At 67.1% G+C, this 18,968-nt stretch carries 20 protein-coding genes; 12 read left to right on the top strand and 8 right to left on the bottom strand.

The features are described 5' to 3' along the window. Positions 1 to 62 precede the first annotated feature (62 nt). Complete coding sequence (locus HUN08_RS09075) at positions 63 to 2,597, top strand: ABC transporter ATP-binding protein/permease (protein ID WP_301546956.1); 2,535 nt, start codon at positions 63 to 65, stop codon at positions 2,595 to 2,597. After that, entirely contained in the window at positions 2,594 to 4,300 is a 1,707-nt protein-coding gene (locus tag HUN08_RS09070; protein WP_124246398.1) for an ABC transporter ATP-binding protein, read from the top strand. The genes HUN08_RS09075 and HUN08_RS09070 overlap by 4 nt, the downstream gene beginning before the upstream one ends. On the opposite strand, the gene HUN08_RS09065 is transcribed toward HUN08_RS09070, so the two are convergent. Both HUN08_RS09065 and HUN08_RS09060 read right to left on the bottom strand, forming a co-directional pair. Continuing rightward, a complete protein-coding gene (locus HUN08_RS09065; RefSeq protein WP_165353439.1) occupies positions 4,297 to 4,758 on the bottom strand; it encodes a nuclear transport factor 2 family protein in 462 nt (153 codons plus the stop codon). The two genes, HUN08_RS09070 and HUN08_RS09065, sit on opposite strands and share 4 nt — an antisense overlap. Then, positions 4,751 to 5,188, bottom strand: a complete 438-nt coding sequence (locus tag HUN08_RS09060) for a pyridoxamine 5'-phosphate oxidase family protein (protein WP_165353438.1) — start codon at positions 5,186 to 5,188, stop codon at positions 4,751 to 4,753. The genes HUN08_RS09065 and HUN08_RS09060 overlap by 8 nt, the downstream gene beginning before the upstream one ends. 226 nt (positions 5,189 to 5,414) lie before the next feature. Here HUN08_RS09060 and HUN08_RS09055 point away from each other — a divergent pair, with 226 nt between their 5' ends. From HUN08_RS09055 to HUN08_RS09035, 5 genes are all read left to right on the top strand, one after another. After that, positions 5,415 to 5,936, top strand: a complete 522-nt coding sequence (locus tag HUN08_RS09055) for a hypothetical protein (RefSeq protein ID WP_165353437.1) — start codon at positions 5,415 to 5,417, stop codon at positions 5,934 to 5,936. 104 nt (positions 5,937 to 6,040) lie between these two features. Further along, positions 6,041 to 6,949 carry a ferric reductase-like transmembrane domain-containing protein gene (locus HUN08_RS09050; protein WP_165353436.1) on the top strand — a complete coding sequence of 303 codons (909 nt, stop codon included), beginning with the start codon at positions 6,041 to 6,043 and terminating at the stop codon, positions 6,947 to 6,949. 18 nt (positions 6,950 to 6,967) lie between these two features. After that, positions 6,968 to 7,492: a copper chaperone PCu(A)C gene (locus HUN08_RS09045; protein ID WP_124246395.1), complete on the top strand. Its 525-nt coding sequence runs from the start codon at positions 6,968 to 6,970 to the stop codon at positions 7,490 to 7,492. Position 7,493: 1 nt separating this feature from the next. Beyond that, on the top strand, positions 7,494 to 8,702 hold the full coding sequence (locus HUN08_RS09040; RefSeq protein WP_124246394.1) for a Dyp-type peroxidase: 1,209 nt from the start codon (positions 7,494 to 7,496) through the stop codon (positions 8,700 to 8,702). Between the two features lie 118 nt (positions 8,703 to 8,820). Continuing rightward, positions 8,821 to 9,030: a KTSC domain-containing protein gene (locus HUN08_RS09035; RefSeq protein ID WP_124246393.1), complete on the top strand. Its 210-nt coding sequence runs from the start codon at positions 8,821 to 8,823 to the stop codon at positions 9,028 to 9,030. 474 nt (positions 9,031 to 9,504) lie between these two features. Here HUN08_RS09035 and HUN08_RS09030 read toward each other — a convergent pair whose 3' ends face one another. From HUN08_RS09030 to HUN08_RS09015, 4 genes are all read right to left on the bottom strand, one after another. Further along, entirely contained in the window at positions 9,505 to 10,224 is a 720-nt protein-coding gene (locus HUN08_RS09030; protein WP_124246392.1) for a VIT family protein, read from the bottom strand. A gap of 119 nt (positions 10,225 to 10,343) precedes the next feature. Further along, complete coding sequence (locus HUN08_RS09025) at positions 10,344 to 10,979, bottom strand: LGFP repeat-containing protein (RefSeq protein WP_124246391.1); 636 nt, start codon at positions 10,977 to 10,979, stop codon at positions 10,344 to 10,346. Between the two features lie 324 nt (positions 10,980 to 11,303). Further along, positions 11,304 to 11,426, bottom strand: a complete 123-nt coding sequence (locus tag HUN08_RS09020) for an antitoxin MazE-like protein (RefSeq protein ID WP_301546955.1) — start codon at positions 11,424 to 11,426, stop codon at positions 11,304 to 11,306. Next, the gene (locus HUN08_RS09015; protein WP_124246390.1) at positions 11,423 to 12,109 is read right to left on the bottom strand and encodes a type 1 glutamine amidotransferase domain-containing protein; all 687 of its coding nucleotides are present in this window, start codon (positions 12,107 to 12,109) and stop codon (positions 11,423 to 11,425) included. The genes HUN08_RS09020 and HUN08_RS09015 overlap by 4 nt, the downstream gene beginning before the upstream one ends. 178 nt (positions 12,110 to 12,287) lie before the next feature. On the opposite strand from HUN08_RS09015, the gene HUN08_RS09010 reads away from it, so the two are divergent. Next, positions 12,288 to 12,593 carry a GlsB/YeaQ/YmgE family stress response membrane protein gene (locus HUN08_RS09010; protein WP_165353435.1) on the top strand — a complete coding sequence of 102 codons (306 nt, stop codon included), beginning with the start codon at positions 12,288 to 12,290 and terminating at the stop codon, positions 12,591 to 12,593. A 75-nt stretch (positions 12,594 to 12,668) separates the two neighbouring features. On the opposite strand, the gene HUN08_RS09005 is transcribed toward HUN08_RS09010, so the two are convergent. Beyond that, positions 12,669 to 13,046 (bottom strand): VOC family protein, encoded by a 378-nt coding sequence (locus HUN08_RS09005; RefSeq protein WP_124246389.1) that lies wholly within the window; start codon positions 13,044 to 13,046, stop codon positions 12,669 to 12,671. A gap of 92 nt (positions 13,047 to 13,138) precedes the next feature. Here HUN08_RS09005 and HUN08_RS09000 point away from each other — a divergent pair, with 92 nt between their 5' ends. Genes HUN08_RS09000 through HUN08_RS08985 form a run of 4 tightly spaced genes read left to right on the top strand, consistent with a single transcriptional unit; the run spans position 13,139 to position 18,136 of the window. Beyond that, a complete protein-coding gene (locus HUN08_RS09000; protein WP_124246388.1) occupies positions 13,139 to 13,876 on the top strand; it encodes a TetR/AcrR family transcriptional regulator C-terminal domain-containing protein in 738 nt (245 codons plus the stop codon). 7 nt (positions 13,877 to 13,883) lie between these two features. After that, the gene (locus tag HUN08_RS08995; protein ID WP_124246387.1) at positions 13,884 to 16,256 is read left to right on the top strand and encodes an excinuclease ABC subunit UvrA; all 2,373 of its coding nucleotides are present in this window, start codon (positions 13,884 to 13,886) and stop codon (positions 16,254 to 16,256) included. 39 nt (positions 16,257 to 16,295) lie between these two features. Next, positions 16,296 to 16,829 carry a hypothetical protein gene (locus HUN08_RS08990; RefSeq protein WP_124246386.1) on the top strand — a complete coding sequence of 178 codons (534 nt, stop codon included), beginning with the start codon at positions 16,296 to 16,298 and terminating at the stop codon, positions 16,827 to 16,829. Between the two features lie 17 nt (positions 16,830 to 16,846). Next, entirely contained in the window at positions 16,847 to 18,136 is a 1,290-nt protein-coding gene (locus tag HUN08_RS08985; protein WP_124246385.1) for a flotillin family protein, read from the top strand. 5 nt (positions 18,137 to 18,141) lie between these two features. On the opposite strand, the gene HUN08_RS08980 is transcribed toward HUN08_RS08985, so the two are convergent. Further along, positions 18,142 to 18,960: an SDR family oxidoreductase gene (locus HUN08_RS08980; protein WP_124246384.1), complete on the bottom strand. Its 819-nt coding sequence runs from the start codon at positions 18,958 to 18,960 to the stop codon at positions 18,142 to 18,144. Positions 18,961 to 18,968 lie beyond the last annotated feature (8 nt).

Genomic DNA, 18,968 nt, shown 5'->3' with positions numbered 1-18,968 from the left:
GCCTCATCTAATTTGGGAGGCTTCATATGGGGATGGGCTGGCAGGGCGCGATCCTTCGCGCGATGGGCGCCAAGGACCACACCGCGACGGCGACCGCGATCCGGAACATCACGTCGTCGGTGATCCGGATCGATTTCCACAGCGACACGCTGCTGTATGCCGACGGGGAGCTGCCGTCGGCGTGGATCCGCGCGTGGTTCCCGGACCCGGACGGCAGAACCAAGCTGCACCAGCGGGGATACACCTTCCTCGACCCCGATCCCGCGTCCGGGACCTTCGCGATCTGCTTCCTCGTCCACGAACCCGCGGGCCCGGCGTCGCACTGGGCGGCCCGGGCGCAGGTCGGCGACGAACTCGTCATGCACCGCCTGGGCGGGGACGGGTGGGACATCTCCGGCGACCAACCCGCCGGCTACCTGCTCGTCGGCGACGTCGCCTCGTGGCCGGGGATCGTCACGATCATCAAGGCGGCCGACCCCGCCGTGCCGGTCCGCGTGTACCTCGAATACACCCATGACGACGATCGCGACCTGCCCCTTCCAGACCATCCGAAGCTGACCGTGACCTGGGTGCCCGGCACCGACGACGCGCGTGCGCTGGTCGACGCCCTGGGCACCGAGTCCTTCCGCGGATGGAAGTCCTTCGTCGCCGCGGAGACCACCGCCACCCGACTCGTCCGATCGCGACTGCAGCTGGAGGACGGCCACAACAAGGCGACGATGCACGCCCAGGCCTACTGGATCCGCGGCCGCGCGATGGGCAAACAGGTCGACGCCGCAGAGGTCGACCTGACCGGCGTAGACGACGAGGGGACCGAGGAGACCGCGGCCGCCGTTGCCGCACCCGTCCGGGAGACGCAGACGGAGGCGCTCAAGGCGTCGCGGGAGCGGGCCCGGGAACAATCGATCCTGCGCCCGGCGAAACCCGCGTTCATCCTCAGCGGCGTCATCGCGCTGGTCCTGGCGGCGCTGGCGGTCCTCCCGTTGGTGCTGTTCGCGGAGGTCGCCAGACGATTCGTCGAGGGCGCGACGCGAGACGAGCTGGTACGGATCGGTGTCGTCGGCGCGATCATCCTGGTCGCCGGCGCCACACTCACCGCCCTGCTCATGGCCGGGCTGCACGTCTACGACCAGTTCTACTCGGCCGCGCTGCGGCAGCGCGTGATGACGAAGTTCACCGGCCTGCCGCTGGGCTGGTTCCAGGGCCGACGCCACGCCGAGGTGCGCAAACTCGCCCAGGACGACATCACGGCGCTGCACTACCTGGTCACGCACGCGATCGTCGACCTGGTGACCGCGGTCGTCACGCCGCTGGTGATCCTCGGCTACCTCTTCTCGGTGAACTGGACATTGGCCCTGGTGCTGCTCATCCCGATCGTCGCCTACGTCGTGATCATGGTGCGGCTCGGCCTGTCGGACCGGCCGCGGCTGAACCAGATGCTGCGCTGGAATGCGACACTGCCCGGTGAGGCGGAGAACTACATCGGCAACCAGCCGGTCAGCCGGGTCTTCGGCGACCGCGCGACCGTCGACTTCCCCGGCGAATTGGCGAAGCTGAACGCCTTCCTCAAGGAATGGCAGCGGATCACCATCGACACCAAGGCGACGATGATCCAACTCAACCGCCCGTTGACGTCGCTCGTCCTGATCGCGACCGCGGGCACCGCGCTCGTCGGAATCGGCTGGATGCCGGCGACGGCCATCCTGCCGTTCCTGGTTCTCGGCACCTCCTTCGGCGACCGCCTGCTGGCGGTGTCCTACGCGGCCAACGGCCTGCGCGAGGGGATGCTGGCGAAGTCCGCACTGGAACTCCTGCTCACGACACCGGAATTGGCCGCGGGCACCGAACCGGCACCGCGGGGCGCCGAGGCCGCGAGTCTGCGCTTCGACGGCGTCACCTTCGGCTACACCCCCGGGCGCAACGTCGTCGAAAACTTCGACCTGACGCCCATCCCCGGTGGGACCACCGCCATCGTCGGGCCGTCGGGATCGGGCAAGTCGACAGTCGCCGCCCTGGCCGCACGGTTGTGGGACCCGGCGGAGGGGAGTGTCACCCTGGACGGCGTCGACCTCAAGACGATCGGCGAGGACGAGTTGCGGGGCCAGATCGCCGTCGTACTGCAGGACGTGCAGTTGATCGCCGGCACCGTCGCGGACAACATCGCTCTCGGCCACCCTCAGGCCACCCGCGAACAGATCGCCGCCGCGGCGCGGACCGCCTTCATCGCCGCCGAGATCGAGGCGCTGCCCGACGGCTACGACACCGTCGTCGACCGCGACAGCCTGTCCGGCGGACAACGCCAGCGGATCGCGATCGCCCGGGCGCTGCTCGGCGACCCTCGCCTCGTCGTGCTCGACGAGGCGACCGCCGCCGCCGATCCGGACTCCGAGTGGGAGGTCCGCCAGGGCCTCTCGAAGCTGTTGGAGGGCCGCACGGTCTTGGTGATCGCCCATCGACTGCATACGGTCGCCGAGGCCGATCTCATCGTCGTCCTCGACGACGGGAAGATCGCCGAACAGGGCACCCGCACCGAACTGTTGGCCAACGACGGGCTGTACGCGCGCATGCAGAACCAGGCGATGGAGGCACTGGCATGATCTTCTCCGATATCGCGGCCGTGACCGGTCCGCAAGCACGACCCCTGCGCGTGCGGTTCTACGCCCTGACCGTGCTGGCCACCGTGCTGCAGGCCGCGGCGATCATGACGCTCATCCCCTTCCTCAACGCGCTGTTCAGCGGTGACGTGAAGTCGGCGTGGCCGTGGGTGGGGTTGCTGATCCTGGAACTGATCGGCTCGTGGGCGGCCGACAGCGCCGCGAGCCGCACCGGACTGCGCGTCGGATTCCACATCCTCGACGCGGTCGAGAAGTCCGGTCTGGGCGCCATCCGGCGCCTGGATCCGGGCCGCCTGCACTCCGAGCGGGCGTCGCGTCTGCGCGACCTGGTGGCGTTGGGCGGTACCGAGTCCGTGTCGGTCATGGTGCTGCTCGGCTCGCCGCTGATCCACGCGCTCGTCTTGACACCGCTTCTGGGCCTGCTGCTGTTCTTCGTCTCGTGGAAACTCGCGCTCGTCGCGCTGGTCGGCGCACTGGCGATGTTCCTCGCGCTCACCGCCTCGGCGCGGGCCGTGAGCCGGGCCGAGGCGTCGTACTCCGAGGCGATCCGCGGCCTCAACGACAAGGTGTTCGAGTTCGCCTGGGCCCAACCGACGCTGCGCGGCTCGGGTGTGGGCACCGGGACCGTCGACGGGGTGTTGCGGCAGTCGCGCAGCCGCGGCTTGCGGCTGCTGGCCTGGCAGATCCCCGGCGACCTGGTCTTCAGCATCGTCCTGCAGCTCACGCTCTTGGCCTTCGGTGTCACCACCGGTGCGCTCTATCTGAACGGCGAGCTATCCGGCATCTCGGCGGCGACGATGATCGTGGTGCTGCTGCGGATCGTCGAGGTCGTCGGATCGCTGTCGCTGCTGGCGACGCCGACCGCATCCGCGACCCGCACCTTCCGTGAGATCCGCGAGATCGTCGAGGAGGATCGGGCGGCAGCGGGGGAGGGCGACTCGTCGAAGGCCGCCGTCGGCGGTTCACCCGAACTCCGACTGCAGGATGTCGGATTCACCTATCCGGACGGCACGCCCGCGTTGGAGGGCGTCGACGCGGTGCTCCCGGCCGGCGGGGTCACCGTCGTCGTCGGCGCATCCGGATCGGGCAAGTCGACACTGCTCGACGTGCTCGCCGGGCTGCGGGAGCCGACGTCGGGTCGGGTTTCGGTCGGCGGCGACGCCGTGCCCGCCGGTGCGCGCCTCGCGGGCTCGTCGGTCGTGTTCCAGTCGACGCAATTGCGGCCGGGCACCCTGCGCGAGAACATCGGGGCTGCCGACGACGGGAAGCTCGTCGCACTCGCCGAGCGGTCACAGTTGACGGAATTGGTCGGGACGTTGGAGTCGGGATGGGATTCCCGGGTCGGTGAGGGCGGCAATTCGCTGTCCGGCGGGGAGCGGCAACGAGTGGGCCTCGCACGCGCGCTCGCCAAGCCGTCCGGCGTCCTGCTCGTCGACGAGGCGACGTCGGCGCTCGACGCGATCACCGAGCGTGCCGTCGTGGACGCCCTCGAGCAGGTGCGCGGCGAGCGGACGGTCGTCATCGTGACGCACCGCCCCGCGCTGGTGTCGCTGGCCGATCAGGTGATCGTGCTCGACGAGGGCAGGATCGCCGACTCGGGCAAGGTGGACGAGCTGTTGGCCCGTGGCGGCGTCTTCGCCGACCTCTGGACCCGATGGCGCGAATCCGAGGGTTGGCAGGTCTAGGAGCCGGCGTCGGGCCGGTAGTGGGCCATCCGATGGCCCGACCGCCACGGTCGTGCCGCACCCGAACTCCACCAGCGTCGCCACAGGCCGGGGCGCAGCGGGAGGTCGCGCAGTACCGCCAGCGGATCGAAGTAGTTCATGCGGGCGATCGCCTTCTCCCCGCGCAGGATGAACCGGTCGACGTTCGGCCATTCGATGCGCCGGTGGTCCACGTGTGCGTGCAACCGGAATTCGATGAACACGAGGGTGTCGTCGCCGGACCAGCGGTCGACGTCGGCCCGTAGGTCGGGCAGCCATTTCCAGATGCGGCGGAACTCTTCCTCGGCTGCCGGCAACCCGTACATGGGCGCGGCGAGCGGTTGCGTGAGCACCACGTCGGGATGAAGGATCTCACCGAGTCGTTCGGGCGACGGCGCCGTCCAGAAGTCGATGAATTTGTCGACGAAGGCTTCAGACATCGTCGAGTTCCCACACGCCGTCGTCGCGGTACTCGAGCCGGGCGCAGCGGCGACCGAAGGGCGGCGGTGTGATCCCGCGCCGTGCATCCCAGATCTCCAGTGCGTACGGCTCGCACCGGATGACCACGAAGTCGTCACCGGGGCCGTCCGGCCAGAAGGCACGCCAGCTCGGCATGAAGTACCGACGGGCCGTTGCCGGGTCCTCCTGAATCCGGGCCCGACAGTAGGCGACGACACAGGCCCGGTCGCGGTCGCGCTGATAGACCAGGAGCACGTTGTCGTCGGCCCTGATCTGCCGTGCCTTGCGACTCGTCGGGTCGGTGCCGAGATGGACGACGAGTTCGTCGTCGGCGGGGAACGGCTGCACCAATCGGGCTGTCGGACCTGCCGGCCCGGTGGTGACGAGATTGCAGTAGGTCGTCGACCGCATGATGGACCGAGCCGATTTCAAGCATCGTGCGGCGTCGTCTCGGTGCCGGCGGATCGCTACCGCTCGCAGCATCGCGGCGCCATACGACCGGACCACGGGTTCGAGCATCACCCACTAGATATTAGTGCGTTCACTCTAAAATCAACAGGTGCCCCCGGGGTAGGTCCTTCTGCCCTCCGTCCAGAGGAACCCGGGCACCGGCGATCCGCGGGGCTATCCTCTAACAATGGACTTGTCCAGCCCGATGGCGCGCCTGCGCGGAGCAGTCGTCGGATTGGTGTGTGCCGGTGCCGCCGTCGCGGCGCACAGCACCGGCGGCGGCGAGTTGCCCTCGTCCGCGTCGCTGGTGCTCCTCGTATGTTTCGGTGCGACGATCGGCTTGTTCGCCGCGCACCGGACCGGACGACTCCCGGTCCTCGTCGCGCAGCTGTGGCTGGGCCAGTTGATCGCGCACCTGCTGCTCACCGGTATGACGCCGCACTGCCAAATCTCGGCACTGACACTGCCGATGGTGATGGCGCACACCGTGACCGCCGTGGCCGTCGGATTGGGCTTGTGGTCCGCCGAGCGCCTCGTGGCCCTGGTCGTCTCCTCGATGCGCCGGTGGGTCGACCGCGTACTCGCCCTTCCCCCCGAGCCCGGGGCACGCCGGGTGCCGGTCTTCCACGGCACAACCGCTCTTCGCGAGTTCCTGCTCACCGGCCGACCGCCGGGACGCGGTCCGCCGCTCGTCGTCGCCGCGGCCTAGCGTCACGCGCCGGTCGGCGAACACCCCGTTCACCTCACCCGCGTCCACCAACGGACGGCGGGTATTCGAGCGCATCGCGCGCCACCTCCGAAAGCGAATCCGTCATGTCCACATCAACTGCGCCGCCCACCTCCGTGGTGTCGGCGGAATCAACGGCACCGCCGCCCACCTCAGCCACACCCCACCGTCGTCGACGTCGCACCACGGCGGGGTCGGCCGCCCTCGTCGCACTCTTGGGATCGGCGACGGTCCTCCCGTTCTACTTCTGGGACTATCACCTGCAGTCCCAGGGACGCAGCGCCGAGGCGAAGGGGATGCCTTGGATGCCCATGCACGACATGGATGTCTACTGGGCGGTCCCGATCATCATGGCCACCGGCGTCGCCGCGTTGATCTGGTCCTGGATCAGCGTCATGCTGGGACTGCTCGACTCGGGGAAACCGATCGGTTGGCTCCCGCTGACGCGGGCGCAAATCGACCGTTTCCACCGTCAGGTCTCGTTGCTCGTCCTCGCACTGGTGGTCGTGCACGCGGTGATGACCGTCTACGACGCGATGGGGGACACATGGCTCTCGGTCTTCGTACCCGGCAAGCAGGTGTGGGCCCCGTGGGGCTATTCCGTCGGCATCGTCGCCCTCTACCTCTCCGTGCTGTTGGGGCCGACCTACTATCTGCGCCGCTGGATCGGGCCGTCGACCTGGCGATACCTGCATCGGTTCTCGCTGCTCGTCTACATCCTCTCGCTCTGGCACACACTGCTCGTCGGCGCGGATGTGTCGGAGAACGGTTGGGTGCGCCCGACGCTGTGGCTGGCGCAGTTGCCGGTCCTCGCGCTGCTCGCCTACCGGGTGGCCCGTCCACTGCGCCGCTCTCGGACCGAGGTCGGCGCGCCGACCGATGCCCAGGCTCCGATCCGCTGGGCGACGGTGGCGTGCGTCGTCGCAGTCGCCGTCGTGGTGGTCGCAATCGTCACCACCGGGAACGCCGGCATCATCGCCCACAGCAACAACTGACTACAAGGAGAATCAACCATGTCCACCACCTCAGTAGCGCAACCCATTTCAGCCGGCCGTCGTCCCGGTCGTCTCGTCGCCGCCGTCATCACCAGCGTCACCGCCGCGGCGCTGCTGGCCGGCTGCGGTTCCTCCGACAAGACTGCTCCGGCCAGTGACCTCCACATCACCGATCCGTGGGTCAAGGCCGCGCCCTCGGGGATGACGGCGGCGTTTGCGACGATCGCCAATGACGGTGGCTCGTCGGCCCACATCGTGAGCGCCGAGTCGCCGGCCGCCATGCGGATGGAGATCCACGAGGTCGTCACGAGTCAGTCCGGCGAGTCGATGATGCAGCAGAAGAAGGACGGTCTGGTCATCCCCGCCCACGGATCGGTCACCCTCAAGCCGGGCGGCGACCACCTGATGCTCTTCAATCTGGTGAACGCGATAACACCCGGTAAGGATGTGAAGATCCAGCTCAAGCTGTCCGATGGATCGAAAACCACGTTCACCGCACAGGTCCGCGATTTCCCGGGGGCCGACGAGAACTACCACCGCTGAGATGACGGATCCGAATACCGCCAGGCTGAGGCTCAGCCGGCGGCGACTTCTCGCGGGCGGAGCAGCCGTGGTCGGCGCGACCGGCATCGGGGCGGCGGTGGTCGGCGCGGTAGACACGGCGCGATCCGCCGCGATCACCGGTGGCGACACCGAGCCGTTCTTCGGCCCGCACCAAGCCGGAATCGAGACGGAGCCGCAGGCCCACGCGAGGTTCATCGCGTTGGACCTGCGGCAGGGGAGCGGTGCCGACGAGGCCCGTTCCCTGCTCAAGCTCTGGACGGCCGACGCGGCACGACTGACCGGGGGTCGGGCGGCGTTGGCCGACACCGAACCCGACTTGGCCGCCTCACCGGCCCGACTGACCGTGACCGTCGGCTTTGGCCCGACCTTTTTCGACCGGGTCGATCGGGCACGTCGACGGCCATTGTCGGTGCGGCCGCTTCCCGGATTTTCCATCGACCGGTTGGAAGACCGCTGGAGCGGAGGTGACCTGCTGCTGCACGTCGCCTCCGACGATCCGGTGAGCCTCGCGCATGCGGTTCGCGTCCTACTCAAGAATGTGCGGACCATCGCCACGGTCCGGTGGACCCAGCAAGGCTTCCGCAGCGCTGTCGGGACACATCCGTCGGGAACGACGATGCGCAACCTCATGGGCCAGCGCGACGGCACCGTCAACCCGCAAGCTGGTATGGATCTCGACTCGGTAGTCTGGGCCGACGATCCGTCGCTGCCATGGTTCGTCGGCGGGACGACGATGGCGCTCCGGCGCATCCGGATGTCGTTGGACACGTGGGACAAGGTCGACGACGGCGAGCGCGACTTGGTGATGGGACGGCGTCAGGACACTGGTGCGCCCCTTACCGGCACCGATGAGCACGACGATCCGGACTTCACGCGAACGTCCGAAGGGATCACGGTCATCCCGCCCAACGCCCACATCGCCCGCGCCCATCACCGCAACCCGTCGGAACGGTTCCTGCGGCGCTCGTACAACTACGACGATCCGCCGGGGCCCGGGACGACTACCGATGCTGGCTTGATCTTCGTCGCCTATCAGCGCGACATAGACGCACAGTTCCTGCCGGTACAGCAACGGTTGGCGCAGGCAGACGCGCTCAACACCTGGACGACTCCGATCGGCTCGGCCGTCTTCGCCATCCCGCCCGGAATCGCGCAGGGGCAGTTCCTCGGCCAAGGACTGCTCGAGTGAGCCCTGATCGCCATTACGCCACAGTGACGTAATGGCCTTGTGGCTGCTGAGGTTCCCGATGCTTTCGGCGTTTCCTTTGCCCTACCTATCCTGATAGCCAAGGAAAGGGAAGGGTCCTGTGGAGCGAATCGCTGTTTCGAGCACGAACCTCAACTCTGTTGGGTACGACGAGCAAAGCATGACCCTTGAAGTCGAGTTCAAAAACGGATCTTTGTATCAGTACTTCGATGTTCCGGCCGCCGCGTATCAAGAGTTGGTAGGAGCGAGCAGCGTGGGGCGGTACTTCACTCAGAACATTCGCAACGCGTACAGGTACTCCCGACTGTGAGGCGCGATCCGTGACGACGCCTGACGGGGCGCTCAGTGCTGCGCGAGGCGTTCGGTGGTGCGGGGCTCCAAGGCGCTCATTGCGTCACAGTGACGTAATAGAGCGAGCCGACAGGGAGTCTAGGAGTGATGGGAAGCGGCGGAACGAGCGTCGAATAGCCCGGCGCCACCGTGGCCGGCGCCAGCAACTGGCGCGAACAAGCCGACAGCCGCGTCACGGACGTGACGCCATTAGTGATCGCGAAAAGACTGCGACAGTCGGCTGACTGTCAGGCAGTCGCGGAATACTGTCAACAAGTCCTGGATCGGACAGGACGGCAACCCATGGACCGGGTTGACCTCCTAGTGGGCGCGCCCAACCATAGTGCCGATAAGATACATTATGTCAACTAAACTCTAGCTTGGGATACTCACCCGGTGGCATCGACCGGCAGGCCGCTCCCCGGCCACCGATCCGACATCGGATCGCCCCTCGTCAACCGACGGCGTGCCCCACGAGCAAACCGATGCCGTAGGTGACGGCCATGGCGATCGCGCCGCCGGCGGTTACCCGCAGGACCGCTTTCGGCACGTCTGCCTTGCCGACCACCGCGCTGATCCATCCGGTCAGCGCGAGCGCCACGCAGACGATGACGAAGGTCAGCGGTATGCGCAGGTTCGCCGGGAGCAGCACGATCGCCAACAGCGGCAGCAGCGCGCCCACCGTGAACGACACCGCGGACGAGATGGCGGCCTGCCAGGGGTTGGTGAGTTCCTCCGGGTCGATCCCCAACTCGGCCTCGGCATGGGCGGCGAATGCATCATGTTCGGTGAGTTCGACGGCGACCTGGCGGGCGGTCTCCCCCGAGAGTCCCTTGGCCTCGTAGATGGCGACGAGTTCGCTGAACTCTTCTTCGGGCATGTCCCGCAGCTCGCCACGTTCCTTGTCCAGCAGCGCCTTCTCGGTGTCCCGCTGGGTGCTCACCGATACGTACTCGCCCAGCGCCATCGACACCGCACCGGCCGCGAGACCCGCGATGCCGGCGGTGAGGATCGGCGCACGCTCCACCGTGGCGGCGGCCACACCGACGACGATGCCGGCGGTCGAGACGATGCCGTCGTTCGCACCGAGCACACCGGCGCGCAACCAATTCAGTTTCGCTCCGGTACCGGGGGCGTGCGGCTCATCCGAATGCGTTGCTGGGGAATCGGCCATGACGTCATGCAATCAGGCCGGCAAGAAGATTGTCCAGCAAGGACGCACACACTTACCCGGCCAAATGCACTGGGCGCCAGCCGAATCGGCTGGCGCCCAGTGGAGGAGAAATCCGAAGCCTACTTGAGGCCCGACTCCACTTCCTTGCCGTTGACGGTCACCGCAACCTTATGCGTCTTGGTGTCGTAGGTGATCTTGCCGTGCTCGAAGGTCGATTCCTTCATGTCACCGTTGGTGGTCTCATCGCTGGTCGCGACGCCCAGCGGGCCGGCCGAACCGTTCTTCCCGTCGGTCGCCGGAACGCCCTCGGCGTTGCGGTCGACATTCCATGCGTCGCGGATCTTGCCCCAGACGATGTAGGCCGGAGTTCCCGGATCATCATTCTTGGCGATGATCACACCGCCCTGGAACTGCTGGAATACCACGCCGCTCTCGCGCTTCTCCCCGTTGTGGTCACCCGTAAGCGGCATGCCGAGGTCCTTCTTCTGCGCCTCGGTGGCCGATGCGTACTTCGCCGCGAGCGGACCGCTCAGCGTGACCTCCATGCCGCGCTCGCCGGGCACCTTCACCTCGGAGGGGGCCGTCGCGGTCATCTGACCCGCTGCGGACTCGGCGCCGGCCACGGCCGACGACACGGCATTCGACGCCGCATTGGCCGCGTCTTTGGCGTCATCCTTGGTACAGCCGGAAGCGATCAGCCCGACGGCGGACAGGCCGACGATGACTGCAGTGGTGCTCTTCGCGAGTTTCCTCATGGTGGATTGTTCCTCTCGGACGCTTACTGCGAGGTAGACGAGTGGTGGCTGTTTGGCGCACCGGGCCTGACCCTAGACCTCATTCCGCGCGTTGGGGGCTAGTTCTGGGAACGCTCATCTTCTGGGCGTGAGCCTCAGCGTGCCAAACCGAGGAAGGCCATCATGGCTCGTTCCATCTCGACTACCTCTTGCGCGGTGAGCCGCCCCAGACGTTCGTGAACACTCGATCGCCGAACCGCGGTGAGCTTGTCGATCATGATGTTGCCGCAGGACGAGGCCTCGTCGCGTACACGCCTACCGCCACGGTCCAGACCTCACCGCAATTCACTCACCCTCGTCCCATGAGATCGCAACCGATTCGATGAACTCCTGATCGTCGGTGCCTGCGTCGGCCCGGGCCACAAGTCCGGACTGTCGGTGGGCCTCGTCGGCGAATGCATCACTCACGACAGGCCGGCGACGACCTTCTTGGCCGTTGCCTTCGCCGATCCGGGATTCTGACCGGTGACCAGTCGCCCGTCGACCACGACGTAGGAGACGAAGGGCAGCAGCGCCTTCTCGTATCGCGCTCCCCGATCCTTCGCGACCTGTTCGGCGTTGTAGGGAACCAGCTCGTCGACCTTGGCGAGCTTCTCCTCTCGCCAGGAGAACCCGGTCATCTTCCGCCCGGCGATCAGGTACGACCCGTCGGAGAGCTTCGTGTTGAGCAGTCCGCAGTAGCCGTGACAGACCGAGGAGACGATGCCGCCGTTCTCGAATATCTCGCGCGTGATGCGCTGCAGTCCCCCGCTGTCGGTGAAGTCGTACATCACGGCGTGACCGCCGGTGAAGTAGATGGCGTCGAAATCGGAGGCATCCACTTCGTCGGGGCTCGACGTCTTCTCTAACAGCGCCATCTTCGCCGGGTCCGACCGCCACGCCTTCGCGGTCTTGTCGTAGTTGGGGAAGGTCAGGGAGCGCGGTTCCAGGGGTACCTCTCCCCCGGCCGGGCTCACCAGCGTCTGCTCGTAGCCGGCGTCGTCGAAGACGTGCCAGGCGTGGGTGAGTTCGGAAAGCCACAGCCCGGTCGGATGAGTCGGCTCGTCGTAATGAGCGACGTTCGTGACGACGTTGAGGATGCGCTTGGCCATATTGAGACCTTAACTCTCACCCGCACAGAAAGCCCGCTATAGCCATCTGACCTGCGCGAAGACACAGCACTCCAGGGGCGGCGACGATCCGCGGGATTCTTTGTGCAGACAAAGCCCCGCCGATGTGCCACGGTGAAGATACCCCGACCGTCGGGAGTGACTGTGAAGGGAGACCGTAGTGACCACGTTTGAGGCCACAGAGATTCTCGCGCGTTCAACGACCATGAGCCAGCAAGTCGGCTGGATCGGCTACATCATCATCGGCGCGCTCGCGGGCTGGATCGCGGGCAAGATCGTCAAGGGCGGCGGCTCCGGCATTCTGATGAACATCGTCATCGGAATCGTCGGCGCCCTCATCGGCGGTTTCCTGCTGAGCTTTTTCGTCGACACCGCTGGTGGCGGCTGGTGGTTCACCCTGTTCACCGCCATCGCAGGATCGGTGATCCTGCTATGGATCGTCGGACTGGTCACCGGCAGAAAATAGTAGGCAACTGCGAGGAACCGCCCGCCCGACCTCACATCGGCGCGGGCGGTTCGTCGTATGTGGAGACCGGCCGTTCTAAACCCACTGGACGAGCTGGACGACGATGCCGTTCGGGTCGCGGAACTGGCAGTAACGCTCCCCCCAGGGCTCCGTCTCCGGTTCCGTGACCACCGCGGCCCCGGCGTCGCGCATCGTCGCGAAGCTCGTGTCGACGTCGTCGACCACGAACACCAGCAACAACCCCTCTCCTGCACTACCGGCCAGCGTCTTTGGTTTGAATGTCGCCAAGCCGGTCTTGAGGTAGATGACGTTCGGCCCACCATCCGGATGTTCCAACGACACGAACCCATCGGCCTCCATGGCCACCCGGTGCCCGATGTGGTCGGCCAAGAACGCCGCCGACGCGCCGGGGTCGTCGACGTTGAGCGAGATGGCGGTCGAGGTAATCTGCATAGCAAACCCTTTCCGTATGGCGTACCGATACCATTTATCGTATGCTGTACGGTAATTACTACACGTACATCATACGAAAATCAAGGAGGGCAGTGGACACCATCGATCTCCTGTGGCGACGCGAGGTCTCCGCGACGCGACGGGGCCGACCACCCAAGTACGACACGGATCAGATCGTCGACACGGCGATCACCGTCGCCGACCGGGTCGGGTCGTCGTTCTCCCTGCGGGACGTCGCCACGGACCTGGGCATCCCGGTGATGTCGCTGTATTCCTACGTCGAGAGTCGGGATCAACTCGTCACGCTCATGGCCGACGACGTCCGCGCCGACATGGCCCACGACCCTCTACCGGAACCGTGGCGCGGTCAGCTCGCGGTGATCGCGCACGACAACCTGACCCTGTTCCTCGCACATCCGTGGATGGCCGAATTGGAATCCGAGCGCGAGATCCTCGGTCCCGGCACGCTGGCCAAGTACGAGCACGAGCTGGGCGTCGTCGAGTCCTTGGGCCTGTCCGACGTCGAGAAGGACGCGGTCCTCACCCTGATCCACGACTATGCGCGCGCCAATGCCCGCTCAATCGTGGCCGCCGGCCGGGAACGTGCGCAGGAAGACCCCGCGCAATGGTGGGAACGCGAGGGCGCCAAACTCGCCGTGCTCGGCATCGAGGCGCGTTTCCCCCTGGCCTCCCGAGTCGGCGCCGCGGCCGGCGAGGCCCAGGGAGCGGCCCGCGACGCCGACTACGCGTACCGCTTCGGCCTCGACCTCATCCTCGACGGGATCGCCGCCCGTCTCGATTCCCCCGACTCCCCCACCACCGACGAATAGGACCTCCATGCCCGACACCCACCCCGCCGATTCCCACGACCTCATCCGTGTCGTCGGCGCCCGCGTCAACAACCTGCGCGATGTCAGCGTCGAGCTGCCCAAGCGCCGCCTGACGGTCTTCACCGGCGTATCCGGGTCAGGCAAGAGCTCCCTGGTCTTCGGCACCATCGCGGCCGAGTCGCAACGACTCGTCAACGAGACGTACAGCGCATTCGTCCAGGGCTTCATGCCGTCCCTGTCGCGACCCGACGTCGACGTCCTCGACGGACTCACCACGGCAATCATCGTCGACCAGGAGCGCATCGGCTCCAACCCGCGCTCGACCGTCGGCACCATCACCGACGCGAACGCGATGCTGCGCATCCTCTTCAGCCGTCTCGGCAAACCGTATATCGGTGCGTCGTCGGCTTTCTCCTTCAACATCCCGTCGGTCTCCGCGTCGGGCGCGGTGAAGGTCGAGAAGGGCACGGCCAGCCGTGCGGAGAAAGTCAGTTTCACCCGCACGGGTGGGATGTGCCCGCGGTGCGAGGGCATGGGGTCGGTCTCCGACATCGACCTCACCGCGCTCTACGACGACGAGAAGTCGCTGTCCGAGGGCGCCCTGACCATCCCCGGATACACGATGGACGGCTGGTACGGCCGCATCTATCGCGGCTCGGGCTTCTTCGACCCCGACAAACCGATCAAGGACTTCAGCGCCCGCGAACTCGACGACCTCCTGAACAAACCGCAGACCCGGATCAAGATCGACGGCATCAACGTCAACTACGAAGGGCTGATCCCGCGCATCCAGAAGTCGATGCTCTCCAAGGACCCGGAGTCGATGCAGCCCCACATCCGGGCATTCGTCGATCGCGCGGTCGCCTTCGCCACCTGTCCGGACTGCGACGGCACCCGGCTCGACAAGCCGGCCCGCTCCTCGAAGATCAAGGGCATCAGCATCGCCGACGCCTGCGCCATGCAGATCAGCGACCTGGCCGCGTGGGTCGACGATCTCCACGACGAGTCCGTCGCCCCCCTGCTGACCGTTCTCCGCGAAACCCTGGCCGCGTTCACACAGATCGGCTTGGGCTACCTCTCGCTGGAACGCCCCACCGGCACCCTCTCCGGCGGCGAGGCTCAGCGGATCAAGATGGTCCGCCACCTCGGCTCGGCCCTCACCGACATCACCTACGTATTCGACGAGCCGACCGTGGGGCTGCATCCGCACGACATCGACCGGATGAACGAACTCCTGTGCCAGTTGCGCGACAAGGGCAACACCGTCCTCGTCGTCGAACACAAGCCGGAGACCATCGCGATCGCCGATCACATCGTCGACCTGGGTCCCGGCGCGGGCACCGACGGCGGCGAGATCTCCTACGAGGGGTCCGTCGACGGATTACGCGCCAGCGGGACGCTCACCGGTCGCCACCTCGACGACCGTGCCCGGCTGAAGACCGCGGTCCGCCCGTCGTCGACGGCGCTGGAGATCCGGGGCGCGTCGACCAACAACCTCGACGACGTGGACGTCGACGTGCCGCTGGGCGTCCTCACCGTCGTGACCGGTGTCGCGGGATCGGGGAAGAGCTCCCTGATCCACGGCTCGATCAAACCGAGCGACGACGTCGTCTTCGTCGACCAGACCGCGATCCGCGGCTCCCGTCGGTCCAGCCCCGCCACCTATACCGGCCTGTTCGAACCGGTGCGCAAAGCCTTCGCGAAGGCCAACGGGGTCAAACCCGCCCTGTTCAGCCCCAACTCGGAGGGGGCCTGCCCGGTGTGCAAGGGCGCCGGTGTCATCTACACCGACCTCGTGACGATGGCCGGGGTGGCCAGTCCCTGTGAGGACTGCGGCGGGAAGCGATTCCAGGCCCAAGTGCTCGAGTACAAGCTCGGCGGACGCGACATCAGCGAGGTCCTGGGGATGTCGGTGGCGCAGGCCGAGGCCTTCTTCGGCGGCGAGGTCGACGGTGCGGCCGAGGCCAAGACGCCGCCGGCGCACAAGATCTTGCGGCGACTCGTCGACGTCGGGCTCGGCTATCTGCGCATCGGACAGCCGCTGACCACGCTGTCCGGCGGTGAGCGCCAACGGCTCAAGCTCGCGGCGCAGATGGGTGAGAAGGCCACGGTCTACGTCCTCGACGAGCCGACGACCGGCCTGCACCTGGCCGACGTCGAGAACCTCCTCGCCCTCCTCGACCGACTCGTCGACGGCGGCAAGTCCGTCATCGTCATCGAGCACCACCAAGCCGTGATGGCGCATGCCGACTGGATCATCGACCTCGGCCCGGGTGCCGGACACGACGGCGGGCGGATCGTCTTCGAGGGCACGCCCGCCGCGATGGTCGCCGACGCCGATACGCTCACCGGAGCGCACTTGGCCGCCTACGTCGGATAGGTTGGAACCAGACAAATCGACTCCACCGAAGGGCAGCACGTGCTGGGGACCGTCCTCCTGATCATCGGCTTGGTCGGCCTCGTCCTGACACTGTTGTCCCTCGTCGGCGTGGACCTCGACATCGCGGCCGATCTGCACCTGGGATTCGACGTCGGCGACTCCGGCGTCGGCCTGTTGTCGCTGCTCACCCCGTTCGTGACCGGGTTCGGCCTGCTGTCCGGCGGGCTGATGGTGCTGCGCGACGTGCCGGCCCTGCCCGCGCTCGCCGCCGGCGCGGCCCTGGGCCTCGTCCTGGCCGTGATCGCCGGGTTCCTCCTGTCCTACCTGCTGAAGCAGGGAACCGAACTGCCCAGCGTCGACCTGATCGGCGCGCACGTGCGCGTCGTCGAACCCGTCGGGCCGGGACGTCTCGGCACCGGGGAGGTCAAGACCGAGATCGGCACCCGCCAGATCTCCATCGCCGCCGACGAGAGCTACGTCCTGGGCGACTACGTGCGCATCACCAACCAGATGGAGGGCCGCACGGCGTATCACGTCGAACGCCTCCCCTACGACCAACCGGATGTTTCCTAGAAAGGAATCCCACCACCATGTCGACACTGATCCCGGCGATCGGTATTGCCGTCGTCCTGATCGTCATCTTCGTCATCCTGCTGTTGTCGCGGTACCGCGTGCCCGGCGCCGAGGAGGCGTTCATCGTCACCGGTACCGGCAAGGGCCACCAGGGCAAGGTTTACCGCGGTACGGGTACGTTCGTGCTCCCCGTCGTCCAGAAGGCCACGCGCGTGCAGCTGTCGTCGGTGAAGGCCGACCTGGACACCTCGACGCCCGCCAACGACGGCATCGAGCTGAAGGTCCGCGGCGTGGCCGTCGTCAAGGTCGGCGACACCCCCGAGGACATCCTCAAGGCCGGCCCCCGTTTCGGCGACGACCTCATGCGGATCAACTCGCTGGTCACCGAGCAGCTTTCCGGTGAGCTGCGGTCCATCGTCGGCACCATGACCGCCAAGAGCATCCTCGTCGACCGCCAGCAGCTCGTCGACCAGGTGGCCCAGTCGATCAAGGAGATCCTGGCCAACCAGGGGCTGGTCCTGGACAGCTTCTCCATCAACGACGTCCAGGATTCCGACGGCCAGTACTTCAGCGACCTGGCCGCCAAGGAGCGCTCCGACCAGTCGGCCATCGCGGCCCAGTCGCGCGCCATCGCACACCGCGTCGCCGAGCAGAGCCGCATCGAGAACGAGCAGGCCATCATCGAGCAGCAGCGCGAGCTCGACATCCAGCGCGAGACGGCCCGGCAGGCCACCGACCGCGCATCCGCAGAGGCCGACGCCGTGCGCCCGCTCGTCGAGGCCGAGCGTCGCCGCGTCCAGGTGGAGAAGGACAACGAGGTCGCCGCACAGCGGGCTATCCTCCGCGACACCGAACTCGACGCCGAGGTCCGCCGCCCGGCCGAGGCCGAGCTGTACGCCGCGCAGCAGCGGGCCGAGGCGAAGAAAGCCGAGATCACCGCGGAGGCGGAGGCGCGTGCCGCCGGCATCCGGATCACCGGTGAGGCCGAGGCGCAGGCCCTGGAGATGCGTGCCGAGGCGCTCGGCAAGCTCGACCAGGTCGGTCAGCTGGAGCTGGTGCTCTCCAAGCTGCCGGAGATCGTCCGCGCCGCAGCGGAGCCGCTCTCGGAGGCCAGCATCACCCTGGTCGGTGACTCGGTGGACCCGCTGACCCGCGGCGCCGGGTCGGGGCTGGCCGGTGGTCTGGAGGTCATCCGGGGTACCACCGGTCTCGACATCGCCGGACTGCTCGCCGATCTGGGCGACAAGGTCACCGGGAGCCAGGGCGCCGACGTCCGCAAAGCCGACGACGACAAGTCGGGCGAGTAGCGGACCTAGCGCTTGAGCCCGTGCCGGCGTGCCACCATCGTGGTGACCACGCGGCGCGGGACCAGGCGTTTCAGGGTGAAGACGAGTGGCGCGTTCGACCCGACGGCGTAGAACTCCTTCGGCGGGTCGGCCTCGATCGCCGCGACGATCGTCTTCGCCACCTTCGCCGGTGAGATTCCGGCCTGTTCATTCGCGTCGAGATTGGCAATCATCGTGTCGTAGTCGTCGCGATAGGGCGAGTCGTCGGCGATGTAGTGGGTACGGCGCGTCCCGATCCCGGTGGCGATCGATCCCGGTTCCACATGGGAAACCCAGACCCCGAACGGCGAGAGCTCCTGACGGGCGGAGAGGGCGAACCCCTTGAGCGCCGCCTTGGCCGCGCAGTAGGAACCCCGGTGTGCCAGCGGAAAGCTCGCCAACATCGATCCCACGGTGATGACGCGGCCGTAGTGCTGCTCGCGCATATGCGGCAACAGGCGCTGGGTCAGTTGCACGGCACCGAACACGTTGGTCTGGAACAGACGGTCCACGGCGTCGTCGGGCAACTCCTCCAACGGCCCGGACTGGCTCTCCCCCGCGTTGTGCACGACGATGTCGACGTCGCCCACTGCCTCGGCACACTTGCTGATGGACTCCCGGTCGGCCAGGTCAAGGGCAACGTATTCGACGCCGGGCAGCCGGTCGGCGGCGGCGAGGGCGTCCGGGTTGCGGCTGGTGCCGATCACCCGGTAGCCGCGGCGGTCCAGTTCCCGCGCGACCTCCAGCCCGATACCCGACGAGGCGCCGGTGACCAGCGCGGTCTTGTTACCACTCGTAGACGACATACTGCGAG

The sequence above is a fragment of the Gordonia sp. X0973 genome (assembly GCF_013348785.1).
GTDB lineage: Bacteria > Actinomycetota > Actinomycetes > Mycobacteriales > Mycobacteriaceae > Gordonia.
Note: the sequence above shows the minus strand (reverse complement) of the source record. Positions and strands in the feature narration are given on the sequence as shown.